The sequence below is a fragment of the Paenibacillus sp. AGC31 genome (assembly GCF_057334655.1).
Map to the genome: position 1 here is coordinate 110,133 of NZ_JBHFJH010000002.1, position 12,639 is coordinate 122,771.

A 12,639-nucleotide genomic window follows, 5' to 3' on the forward strand; every position below is an offset into this window, starting at 1 on the left:
GCAGAGTTAATAATATGACCAACCTTCAAAGATTAAGTGGAGAATGGTTTGTTTATTTTAGTATTATGTGGTAATTGTGATAGATCTCCTTTCCTCTCGTTCAGAATAATGTGCTATACTTTCAATAAATAAGTATTAGTATTAGAATTCATAAAAAGGATTTTTATGAATTCTTGAATATCAAATTCTGTTGTTACAGTAAAAAAATGTCAGGAGTTTTTACACAATGACTGGATTCATAGGTGCTCCGCGGGTAGGATCGGAAATCAGCAATACAGTTCACCCCCCAGACGCCAGCATCATCATCGTCAACTACAACACTCGTCAGCTGACGCTGGATTGTCTGGCTTCAGTGTATGCTACTCACACCTCCTATCGCCTTGAAATCATTGTTATCGATAATGCTTCGCATGATGGCTCAGTGGAAGCTATTCGTGAGGTTTACCCAAGTGTGCAATTGATTGCCAATAACCATAACACAGGCTTCGCTGTTGCCAATAACCAAGGTATAAAAGTAGCCATAGGACGCTATATCCTGTTACTCAATTCTGATACAGTCATTCAGCCGGATACGCTGCAAACTATGGTTGGATTCATGGATCGTCATCCAGAGATGGGTGCTTCTGGTTGCAAGGTCATTCTTCCGGATGGCTCCTTAGATAAGGCGTGTAAGCGTGGATTTCCTACACCATCGGCATCATTTTATTATGCATTCGGTATTTCTCGTCTTTTCCCGGATCGGCCAAAGTTCAATCAATACCAACTGGGGCATCTTAGTCCGGATGATGAATATCCTGTAGACTGTCTTGTCGGTGCGTTCATGCTAGTGCGGCGTGAGACGATTGAGCAGGTTGGCGGGTTGGATGAGACGTTCTTTATGTATGGAGAAGATATTGACTGGTGTTATCGCATCAAAGAGGCGGGATGGGGCATTTTTTATTATCCGCGTACATATATTGTGCACTATAAGGGCGGCAGTGCTCGTCGTAAACCTTTGAAAATAACGTATGAGTTTCATAGAGCGATGTGGGTGTTCCACCGCAAACATTACGCGAAGAAGTACAATCTACTCACGAATACCGCTGTGTGGGTGGGTATCTCTCTCAAATTTACCTTGTCCCTGCTGCGCAGCAAATTGTCCCTTCCTTCTCGACAAGGGCAGACTGCAACCCGCCTGAGAGCGGAGAATGAAGCATCTTCCGAGGTGAACCCATGATTCGGCGTAATCAACGATTTCTAACCCAATTGTATATTGCGGCTGATTTTGGCGTGATTCAGATTTCATTTTTGCTAGCCTGGTGGCTGAAATTTGAGAGTGACCTGTTAACGAACCAAAATCCACTACCTATAGAGAAGTATATGATGTGGAGCTTGGTTTACGCAGTTCTTACCATTATCACAGGACTGATGTCCTCTCTGTATATAGCCAAGCGAAAAAAACGATTTGTAGACGAACTTTGGAAAATCGTTCAGTCTCATGGCATAGCCTTCTTCATGTTGCTGAGCCTGATGTTCTTTTTCAAAGAAGTAAACATCTCACGTGCATATCTCGCCATGTATATGATTGGCAATGTATCATTCACACTGTTTTATCGCTATATAGTGAAAGTGCAACTGAAACGCTTGCGCAAAAAAGGCTTCAACCGTCAGTTTGTGCTCATCCTTGGTGCTGGATCACTAGGCAAGCGTTTCTATGACAACCTTAGAAATTATCCCGAACTTGGATATGAAGTGACTGGATTCTTGGATGATTACCGTCACTGGGATCAGAGTGAACAGAAAAGATACAAACCCATTCTTGGCCGAATCGACGAACTGGAAGAGTTCTTGTCTACGCATCTTGTTGATGAAGTCATTCTGGCATTACCTCTGGATGCTCACGATAAGTATTCGCATATTATCAATGTGTGTGAGAAGGCAGGCGTTCGGACACTAATCATTCCTGACTTCTTTGATTACTTGCCAGCACGGCCTCATTTTGATAATTTTGCAGGCATGCCGATGATTAACGTTCGCGACATTCCACTGGATATTGCGGTGAACCGATTGATGAAGAGAACTTTCGATATTCTTTTCTCTCTCACTGCGATCCTCTTAACTTCTCCGGTAATGCTCGTTGTCGCGGTAGGAGTACGACTTACTTCTTCTGGGCCCGTCATCTTCAAACAAGAGCGAGTAGGACTTAACCGACGCAACTTCATGATGTTCAAATTCCGCTCGATGAAAGTCATTCCTGAGGGCACAATGGACACAGGGTGGTCTACCAAGAATGATCCGCGACGAACGGCTTTTGGCACTTTTATAAGACGCACAAGTCTAGATGAGTTACCTCAATTTTTTAACGTTTTGCTTGGTCATATGAGTGTAGTTGGCCCTAGGCCAGAACGTCCTTACTACGTGAATCAATTCCGAGATGAAATACCGAAATATATGATCAAACACCATGTCCGCCCAGGAATCACGGGGTTGGCCCAGAGTAAGGGACTACGAGGAGATACCTCAATCGAGGATCGAATTGAACAAGATATCTTTTATATTGAAAACTGGTCTTTATTATTCGATATCAAAATCATATGGGAAACCATTCGAAATGGTCTCAAGAATGCATATTAGGATTACCTGAAGGTATTGATTTACAATTTCATCCCACCATTTAACAGCCGCCTCCGGGCGGCTGTTTTGTTTTGTACCTCTTCAATTCGGGTAGTTAGCTATCAAAAAGGTACTGAGGATGTGAATGCTATATGAAACGCATTGCCGCCGTTTTAACATTATTAATCGTTACCGTAGGTACACTCTTTTTTGCCTATGAAAGCCAGAGTGAAGAACAACGGGACGGATTTACCGCTTATAGATTAATAGCCCATGCAATGGGCAGCATTCGTGATCAACCATATACCAACGCCTATGAAGCGATGATAGCCAATTATGAGAAAGGCACACGTGTATTTGAAATCGACTTTATGCTGACCTCGGATCGTAAAGCCGTAGCCAGACATGAATGGACTGCTAATATGAGCAAAATGCTAGGACAAGACGAAGAGCTTCCGGAGGATAAACAGGCCGGGGCGCTGACACATGATGAGTTCATGGATACGCCAATCTTGGGCATGTATCAACCTATGGATGCCGATGGCATTATTGACGTACTGGCTCAGTACCCGGATATGTATATCGTAACCGACACCAAGGAACAGAAGGACGAGGACATTCAGCAGGTATTACAATCCCTGGTGGATGCAGCCAAAGAACATGATCCCTCCGTGCTGGATCGGGTGGTGGTACAGATATATAACGAACCGATGCTTGATACGGTGAAAGAAGTCTATGCATTCCCTTCCATTATCTATACGTTATATGCAACACAGGATACAGAAGCTCAGGTTGTTGATTTCGTGCAAAAAAATGATATCGATGCCGTAACCATGCCGGAATATAAAGTAAACCAGAATTTCGTAGCCAATCTGAATAGTGTGGGGGCGGTCACTTACGTACACACCATTAATGATACTGAACAGGTGGCTAATTATGAGAAATGGGGCGTGTACGGGGTTTACTCGGACGTGTTAACGGAGCAGGAACTGGATGAGATGAATACACGTTTTGTCTGGAAACCGTAAAATGTCTTAATTATAATCATTACAGAATCCAAATCACAGGCTTTTCCATACCAGAAGAGGGAAATACCTGTGATTTTCTGTTCCCCTTTTATACGAACGTTGACACTCGATGCCTGCTGACTTAGACTTAGTTTACAAGCTTTCTAGGATGCAGAAGAACCTCTGGAGGAATGTTCGTTGATAGACATGATTAAGCAGTGGAGACATGTATTTAAGCTTGACCCGGACCGGGAGATTACAGACGAAGAACTCGATCTGGTCTGCGTCTCGGGGACCGATGCAATTATCGTCGGTGGATCTTCCGGAATTACTTATGATAACACGGTAGACCTGATGTCCCGTGTGCGTCGCTATGAGTTGCCCTGTGTGCTTGAAGTATCTGACCTAGAGGCTGTTGTTCCTGGCTTTGATGGCTATTTGATCCCAATGGTCCTGAATGCAACGGACAGCAAATGGATGATTGGGCACCACCAGCAAGCCATAGAGCGTTACGGTTATCTTATCCCTTGGGATCTGCTGATTGCCGAGGGTTATATTGTGCTTAATGCAAACTCCACGGTAGCTCGGTTGACTGGTGCAGATACGGATCTGACGACAGGAGCTGCGGTGGCATACGCCCAGGCTGCGGAGCGTCTGCTCAATCTTCCAATTGTATACATGGAGTACAGCGGAACGTTTGGAGATATGGAGCTTGTTGGTGAGACACACAGACAATTGGATCGGGCACACCTTATCTACGGCGGCGGAATTGATGATCCGGAGAAAGCCACGCAAGCTGCCCAGGTGGCAGATACCGTCGTGGTAGGTAACATTGTATACAGCGATTTGACTAAGGCGCTTGAGACAGTGTTGGCTGTAAAAGGAACCATTTAATCGGTTTAGTTTACCAATCCCCCATTTTCCCTTTATGATCTGTTAAAATAGAACTTTGCCCTTACTAATTAAAGAAGTTATATGAGCGTAATGTCGTTTACACGAGAACGAAGAGGAGAGAAGTGAGCTGGAGAAACGAAATGCTCGTTAAAAGCTTTCTGTAAGAAAGCTAAATCCTAAGCCTACTTTTATTACCCGATATTGTTCTTTTTTTACTAAGAAATTCGTATACACGGACTATGTTTACACAGAAACGGAGAGTGCAGAAGCAATCTGAAGAAACGAAGTGTTCGTATTTATCACCGGATTTTCCCTTTGATAAAGGGAATCAAAAAATCTGGGGGTAACGACGATCGGAAGATGCTGCTGCAATCGAAGTCCAAGTGTAATGGATAGTTCATTTATACCGACCAACCAACGAAAGGAGCATGCATGCATGCAACCTGTAAATATACATGATGCCGTTGCACGACTTAACACCCCTCAACGGCAAGCCGTCGAGGCGACGGATGGCCCGCTGCTAATTATGGCCGGAGCGGGCTCTGGCAAGACGCGAGTGCTGACACACCGGATTGCCTACCTCATTGCAACACGGAAGGCACCCCCGTGGGGCATTTTAGCGATTACATTTACGAACAAAGCCGCCCGTGAGATGCAAGACCGTGTATCCCAACTGGTTGGTGGCTCCCAAGGCCGCGACATTTGGGTATCCACGTTCCACTCCATGTGCGTGCGAATTCTGCGCCGTGATATTGAACGTATTGGCTTTACCTCCAACTTCAGTATTTTGGACTCATCGGATCAACTATCTGTTATTCGCAGCTGTATGAAAGACCAGAATATTGATACGAAGAAGTTTGAACCTAAGGCAGTTCAATCCATGATGAGCACGGCCAAGAATGAACTGATCAGTCCGGAGCAATATGAGAAGCAGGCGGGAGACTATTTCGAAGGTATTGTGGCGAAGGTATATAAGATGTACCAGAAACGGTTAAGAGCCAACAACTCGCTTGATTTCGATGATCTCATTATGCAGACCATTCAACTTTTCAAAGAAGTGCCTGAGGTCCTCGACTTTTATCAAAAGAAATTCCAGTACATTCACGTCGATGAATACCAGGATACGAACCGTGCACAGTACATGCTGTGCCGCATGCTGGCTGACAGTCACCACCGCATCTGCGTTGTAGGGGATAGTGACCAGTCGATTTATCGCTGGCGCGGGGCGGATATCAGCAATATCCTGAACTTCGAGAAAGATTACCCTGAAGCAAGTACGATTTTGCTGGAGCAGAACTATCGTTCAACTTCCAATATCCTGAATGCAGCCAATGAAGTGATCGGCCTGAATACAGGGCGTAAACCGAAGAAACTGTGGACGGACAAAGAGGGTGGTTCGAAGATCAAGGTGTACCGTGCGGATTCCGAGCATGATGAGGGGTATTTTGTTACCTCCGAGATTAGTAAAAATGTGAAGAACGGCAAATCCTATCAGAATCATGCTATTTTGTACCGCACCAACGCTCAGTCCCGGGTTATAGAGGAAATTCTGATCAAGTCTGATATTCCGTATCAGATTGTCGGCGGCATCAAGTTCTATGATCGTAAAGAGATCAAGGACATTCTGGCGTATCTGCGCCTGTTATCTAACCCGGACGATGATATCAGCCTTACCCGGATTATTAATGTACCGAAACGTAGCATCGGTGATACAACGGTAGCGAAGCTGGCGGCTGCGGCAGGAGAGCGTGGAATTTCTATTTTCCGTGTACTTCAGGTCGTAGATGATCTTGGTTTTGCTGGCCGTACGCGTAATGCGCTGGTGGAGTTCTATGACATGATCGCTGCGTTGCATCAGATGGTAGAGTATCTGTCTGTAACTGAATTGACCGAGAAGATTCTTGAGATGAGCCAATACCGTCTTGAGATGCAAAATGAAAACACACTCGAATCCCGTGCACGGCTGGAGAACATTGAAGAGTTCCTGTCGGTAACGATGGAATTTGAGAAAAATAATGAAGACAAAACGCTCGTGTCGTTCCTCACCGATCTTGCATTGATTGCTGACATCGACAGCATGAACGATGATGAAGAGGATCAGAGCGACGCGGTTACCCTGATGACCATGCACAGCGCCAAAGGTCTGGAGTTCCCGGTTGTCTTTATCGTGGGTATGGAGGAAGGGGTCTTCCCGCATAGCCGTGCCTTTATGGACAATGAAGAATTGGAAGAAGAACGCCGACTTGCATATGTAGGGATCACCCGTGCGGAAGAGCAACTGTTCCTGTCTTGTGCACAGATGCGGACGTTGTTTGGACGTACAACAGCGAACCCGCCTTCCCGCTTCCTGGATGAAATTCCAGATGAGCTGAAGGAAGACACCTCGATGGCTCGTGATCGTTACCGCCGTGGCAGTAGCGGAGGTGGCTCGTATGGTGGACGTGGACTGGGTTCCAGTGGGGGAAGTAACTTTGGTGGTGGCACCAAGCTGTTTGATCACCAGAGCAAGAGCGGTTCATCTGCTACTTCATCCGCGCCAACTTCGCGTGTGACTACAAGTGTCTCCCGCCCAACATATGCTACGCCATCATCAGCTTCCAAGCCTGTAGCTTCTAATGGTGAAGCAGGGTTTAAGGCAGGAGATAAAGTGCAGCATGGCAAATGGGGAACAGGCACCATTGTTGCGGTCAAAGGGACAGGTAATGATACCGAACTGCAGATTGCATTCCCGGCTCCGGTGGGTGTGAAACGTTTGCTTGCCGGCTTTGCCCCAATTACCAAAGTAGAATAATTTTTGAACGAAACTTCCTTTTGCACGATAACAGAGAGAACAGAAATAACTTGAAGAAGCAAAGCGTTCGCCTTTATCCCTGGATTTCTACCTTTTAAAATGAATTAAAAGAAATCTGGGGATAACAGCGATCGGAAGGTTATTCTGTTATCGGAGTTTACGTGCAATAGAGTGTTCGTTCTACATATATGATCAAATTAACGGAGGGATGGCCCTGTATGGACCCGATGCACCGGATGGAGCAACTCGTTACCGAGCTGAACCAGCATAATTATCAGTACTACACGATGGATCAGCCACAGATCAGCGATAAGGAGTATGATCTCCTGTACGATGAACTGGTTACGCTGGAACAGGAAAGCGGCATGGTTCTGCCTGATTCTCCAACACAGCGTGTGGGTGGCGAACTGCTCAAGGGGTTTACCCCGCATCGCCACTTATCCTCCTTATGGAGTCTGGACAAAGCACAGAATATTGAGCAGCTTCGGAGCTGGAATACCCGTGTACTGAAACTGATTAATGACTATAACAGTAAAAATCCCGATACGCCTTTACCGGAACCAGGTTATGTCATTGAGTTGAAGTTTGATGGATTGACGTTGAACCTGACCTACACCAACGGTGAGTTGGTACAAGCCTCTACGCGTGGTAACGGTACGGTGGGCGAAGGGATCTTGGCACAGGTAAGAACGATCCGATCCGTTCCGCTCAAAATTCCTTACACAAGCGGTACGATTGAAGTACAGGGTGAAGGTATCATGAACTTGTCTGTCCTGGATCGATACAATGAGACGGCGGCAGAACCACTCAAGAACGCGCGTAATGCAGCAGCAGGAGCGCTCCGCAACCTGAATCCGAAGGCGACGGCTGAGCGTCGGTTGAATGCTTATTTTTATAATGTAGGTTATTCGGATGACATTCAGTTTGCCAATCATCAGCAGATGATGGACTTCCTGCGTGAGAACCGCTTCAAAGTGAATCCGTCGATTACTTATTTCCATGAGTTTGATGATGTGATGGAACAATTGGCTGCGATTCAGGAGAACCGGGGTCAGCTGGACTATCTGATCGATGGAGCTGTTATCAAAATTACGGACATGCGCACCCGCGAGGTGTTGGGTTATACCGATAAATTCCCTCGCTGGGCGGTGGCATATAAATTCGAGGCAGAAGAGACCACTACGGTTCTTAATGCTGTGGTATGGAATGTGGGCCGTACTGGCAAAGTAACTCCGCTGGCACGCGTAGAGCCGGTTGAACTTGCCGGAGTAACGGTACAGAACTGTACTTTGAACAATGTCGGCGATATTGAGCGCAAAAACCTGAAGTTTGCTCTGGGCACACGGGTCTTTATCCGTCGCTCCAACGACGTCATTCCTGAGATTCTGGGTAAAGTGACGGAGGAGAGTGATGGTGAGGAGATCGTCTTCCCTGAGCAGTGTCCTGCATGTGGATTCCCACTGGAGCAACGCGGAGCGCATCTGTTCTGTAACAATAGACTTGCGTGTAAACCACAAACGGTGGCACGTATTTCCCATTTTGCTTCCCGTGATGCCATGGACATTGAGACGTTCAGTGAGAAAACAGCGATTCAGTTGTATGATGAATTGAACGTACGTGAGCCTGCCGACCTGTATACGTTACAGTTTGATGATCTGGTGAAGCTGGAGCGGTTTGGGGAAAAGAAAGCGAACAACCTTATCGCTGCGCTTGAGCTTAGTAAAGATAGAGACTTGGCTTCCTTCTTATACTCACTGGGTATTCCGAACACAGGTAAATCGACAACGCGCATGCTCGCAGATCATTATCGAGATCTGCACGCCATTATGAATGCAACCGTGGAAGAACTGGTTGAACTACCCGACGTCGGTGGTATCGTGGCTGAGAGCATCGTAAACTTTTTTGCAGATCCTTTTACACAGGCTGCGATTGAGAAAATGCTCAACTTGGGCGTGAAAGCTCAGGCACCTGAGGCACCAGCCGTTGCTGTTGTGGAAGATTCCTTCTTCAGTGGTAAAACGGTCGTCTTGACCGGAACGCTGCACCAATTGACGCGCGAAGAGGCGACGCAAAGACTGGAAGCGCTCGGAGCGAAGGTGACTGGCAGTGTGTCGAAAAAGACAGATCTGGTTATTGCCGGAGAGAAGGCAGGTAGTAAACTAACCAAAGCTCATGATCTCGGTATTCCTACGATTGAGGATGAGGACGAACTTGTACGTCTTTTGAACCCACAGGGTTAGAGGATAAATGAACAAAAGAGTTCATATAAAAAAAGCCCCCGAAGACACGAATATGTGATCGGGGGCTTTTGCTATTTATTGAATTATTTTTACAACGAAAGAACGCTCACCAGTCTTATCTTATCTGATCATGATCCACTTAAATTGTTAGGAATGCGTTGAGATGCGCCTGTAAGCCATGCATCCTTGTCATATCCTCGTTCTTCCCAGTAACCGATATGTTCACTGTCGATGAGTTCAATGCGATTTAACCATTTTACTGATTTGTAGGCATACATTTGAGGAATGATGAGCCGTACCGGACCGCCAAGATCAGCCGGGATGGGTTTGCCATCATGCATGACAGCGACCATAATATCTTCCATTTGTGCTTGATCCATCGTAATCGCATCTGTATACACACCATCACCGGAATAAAACTTTACACTATGAGCTTCCGGTTTGACCCCGGCTTGTTTCAAAAGCTGTGCAAGAGAAATGCCTTCCCAGGTATTCTTATATACAGACCATCCCGTTACACAGTGGAAATCACTAACCTGTACGGTACGCGCCATCTTCACGAATTGTTCCCAATTCCAAATCTGTGCCCGCTCAACTAGTCCATCGATTCGGAAAGACCAGTTAGCATTGGAGAAGGATGGTATAGGCGTAACGGTATATACGCGGAAATGACCTTCAGCTCCGCCTCCAATGGGAGGTGAAGAGGCAGACAGCGGTTGTGGCAGAGGAACCATACGGTTAGGATCGTTCTCCAGCATGCTATCAATACTATTATCGATCTTGAGATTTCGTCCTACCCAGGATATAAAAGTAGGACCAAGAGTCACGGCGAGACCAACCCCCACAGTAGAACGGATGAAAGCTCGTCGTGTATACAACGGTTGAGGTCGCTCCTCTGATTTGAGGGGATCTCTCTCGGAACTGCGATCAAACTGGGAAGAAGATATAGCAGCCAGAGTTTCTTTTTCATCCAATATTGAATCAGATGGATCAGCTGAATTTTGAGTTCGTGTTGAAGTTGTAGGTGTAGTGGTTTTAACCGCACGACGTGCAGGGTCCTTTAACCATTTGGTCCGAGTGATGGAGTGATAGATAATATAAGGTAAGCCCACCCAAGTCAGCAGGTCATGGATCAGAAGTGCAGCATTCGACCATCGAGGTCCAGCCAGCTTGAACTGCCATAACACAATACCCGAGAGTAGCCAGCCTACCAGCAGAGCAAGAACAAAGATGGTGTTCACCCTTTGCCAAGGTCTGTTACGAAGCTGTTTCCAGTGCTTTCCGGCCAAAATCAAGTAATATACTACGGGTGCCAGCATAGCTAGCCCAACGATGATATGTAGCCATTTTAACCAGACACGTCCAATTCCGAGTATCTCTCGCCAAAAGCCGCCTACCAGCATAAGACCTGATATAGCAAGGATCACAACAATCCAGGCATTCCAAGAATGGATGGAAACCAACTTTTTGCCGTAACCTTTGCGTCTGTTCTTTAACCATTGCTTCAAGTGCGATCACCCCATATAGGTTAGTAATGAGTTTATTCAGAACTTTGATATGTAATAGCTAGCTGTGAATGGAGTACGTGATCTGTGTAAAGGTGCAATGTGAGATGGTTATACGATTGTTCATAGGCTACTTATGAAAGTAGTACACTTGACTGCTTAACCTTATCTCTATATCTATATACCTTATTATAGAGTTTTTGGATCACTTTCTCCAAACGAACAGAAGGGCAGGGATCGTTATCCCATCTTGGGTTCAGAGCATGTGCTAATCTGTCGAATACAGGTTGGAGGCAAGACACCGTAGATGAAAATATCATGATATCAAAAGGGTGATTAAAAATGCTTGCTAAATAAATCACTACGTGATATATTATTTCTTGTCGCTTCAAACGAATGATTGTCATAATCATTTGAAAGATGACGAAAACAAAGTGTTGACAGTAAGTTAGTTAACATGATATGATGAGATTCCTGTCCGGTTGACAAACATCAACATAAACGGACATACAAGTTCCTTGAAAACTGAACAAATGGATAGTAACTTTTGATTCAAAATGAATCGTCAGATTCAAAATGAGCTTATCGCTCTTTTCAATACTTTATTGGAGAGTTTGATCCTGGCTCAGGACGAACGCTGGCGGCATGCCTAATACATGCAAGTCGAGCGGACTTGAAGAGAAGCTTGCTTCTCTGATAGTTAGCGGCGGACGGGTGAGTAACACGTAGGCAACCTGCCCTCAAGTTTGGGACAACTACCGGAAACGGTAGCTAATACCGAATAGTTGTTTTCTTCGCCTGAAGGAAACTGGAAAGATGGAGCAATCTGTCACTTGGGGATGGGCCTGCGGCGCATTAGCTAGTTGGTGGGGTAACGGCTCACCAAGGCGACGATGCGTAGCCGACCTGAGAGGGTGATCGGCCACACTGGGACTGAGACACGGCCCAGACTCCTACGGGAGGCAGCAGTAGGGAATCTTCCGCAATGGGCGAAAGCCTGACGGAGCAATACCGCGTGAGTGATGAAGGTTTTCGGATCGTAAAGCTCTGTTGCCAGGGAAGAACGCTTGGGAGAGTAACTGCTCTCAAGGTGACGGTACCTGAGAAGAAAGCCCCGGCTAACTACGTGCCAGCAGCCGCGGTAATACGTAGGGGGCAAGCGTTGTCCGGAATTATTGGGCGTAAAGCGCGCGCAGGCGGTCATTTAAGTCTGGTGTTTAATCCCGGGGCTCAACCCCGGATCGCACTGGAAACTGGGTGACTTGAGTGCAGAAGAGGAGAGTGGAATTCCACGTGTAGCGGTGAAATGCGTAGATATGTGGAGGAACACCAGTGGCGAAGGCGACTCTCTGGGCTGTAACTGACGCTGAGGCGCGAAAGCGTGGGGAGCAAACAGGATTAGATACCCTGGTAGTCCACGCCGTAAACGATGAGTGCTAGGTGTTAGGGGTTTCGATACCCTTGGTGCCGAAGTTAACACATTAAGCACTCCGCCTGGGGAGTACGGTCGCAAGACTGAAACTCAAAGGAATTGACGGGGACCCGCACAAGCAGTGGAGTATGTGGTTTAATTCGAAGCAACGCGAAGAACCTTACCAGGTCTTGACATC

The 12,639-nt window shown here is 46.3% G+C and carries 7 protein-coding genes and 1 rRNA gene; 7 read left to right on the forward strand and 1 reads right to left on the reverse strand.

The window, feature by feature from the left end:
- The first annotated feature begins 226 nt into the window (after positions 1-226).
- The 6 genes from ACE04G_RS02815 to ligA all read left to right on the forward strand — a co-directional run bounded on the left by ACE04G_RS02815 (position 227) and on the right by ligA (position 9,524).
- On the forward strand, positions 227-1,216 hold the full coding sequence (locus ACE04G_RS02815; RefSeq protein WP_449003821.1) for a glycosyltransferase family 2 protein: 990 nt from the start codon (positions 227-229) through the stop codon (positions 1,214-1,216).
- The gene (locus ACE04G_RS02820) at positions 1,213-2,613 is read left to right on the forward strand and encodes an undecaprenyl-phosphate glucose phosphotransferase (protein ID WP_449003820.1); all 1,401 of its coding nucleotides are present in this window, start codon (positions 1,213-1,215) and stop codon (positions 2,611-2,613) included. The genes ACE04G_RS02815 and ACE04G_RS02820 overlap by 4 nt, the downstream gene beginning before the upstream one ends.
- 131 nt (positions 2,614-2,744) lie before the next feature.
- A complete protein-coding gene (locus ACE04G_RS02825) occupies positions 2,745-3,620 on the forward strand; it encodes a phosphatidylinositol-specific phospholipase C/glycerophosphodiester phosphodiesterase family protein (RefSeq protein ID WP_449003819.1) in 876 nt (291 codons plus the stop codon).
- A gap of 177 nt (positions 3,621-3,797) precedes the next feature.
- Positions 3,798-4,493, forward strand: a complete 696-nt coding sequence (gene pcrB, locus ACE04G_RS02830) for a heptaprenylglyceryl phosphate synthase (RefSeq protein ID WP_449003818.1) — start codon at positions 3,798-3,800, stop codon at positions 4,491-4,493.
- Positions 4,494-4,929: 436 nt separating this feature from the next.
- Positions 4,930-7,284, forward strand: coding sequence for a DNA helicase PcrA (gene pcrA, locus ACE04G_RS02835; RefSeq protein WP_449003817.1), 2,355 nt, complete (start codon positions 4,930-4,932; stop codon positions 7,282-7,284).
- Between the two features lie 218 nt (positions 7,285-7,502).
- Positions 7,503-9,524: an NAD-dependent DNA ligase LigA gene (gene ligA / locus ACE04G_RS02840; RefSeq protein ID WP_047840609.1), complete on the forward strand. Its 2,022-nt coding sequence runs from the start codon at positions 7,503-7,505 to the stop codon at positions 9,522-9,524.
- Between the two features lie 128 nt (positions 9,525-9,652).
- On the opposite strand, the gene ACE04G_RS02845 is transcribed toward ligA, so the two are convergent.
- Positions 9,653-11,032: a molybdopterin-dependent oxidoreductase gene (locus ACE04G_RS02845; protein ID WP_449003816.1), complete on the reverse strand. Its 1,380-nt coding sequence runs from the start codon at positions 11,030-11,032 to the stop codon at positions 9,653-9,655.
- Between the two features lie 599 nt (positions 11,033-11,631).
- On the opposite strand from ACE04G_RS02845, the gene ACE04G_RS02850 reads away from it, so the two are divergent.
- Positions 11,632-12,639: ribosomal RNA gene (locus tag ACE04G_RS02850) — 16S ribosomal RNA — on the forward strand; the annotation flags it as partial.

What these genes read in the sequence shown, in the direction of transcription:
- ACE04G_RS02820 (WP_449003820.1), top strand. Translation starts at nt 1,213, where the DNA reads ATGATTCGGCGTAATCAACGATTTCTAACCCAATTGTATATTGCGGCT.
- ligA (WP_047840609.1), top strand. Translation starts at nt 7,503, where the DNA reads ATGGACCCGATGCACCGGATGGAGCAACTCGTTACCGAGCTGAACCAG.
- ACE04G_RS02825 (WP_449003819.1), top strand. Translation starts at nt 2,745, where the DNA reads ATGAAACGCATTGCCGCCGTTTTAACATTATTAATCGTTACCGTAGGT.
- pcrA (WP_449003817.1), top strand. Translation starts at nt 4,930, where the DNA reads ATGCAACCTGTAAATATACATGATGCCGTTGCACGACTTAACACCCCT.
- ACE04G_RS02815 (WP_449003821.1), top strand. Translation starts at nt 227, where the DNA reads ATGACTGGATTCATAGGTGCTCCGCGGGTAGGATCGGAAATCAGCAAT.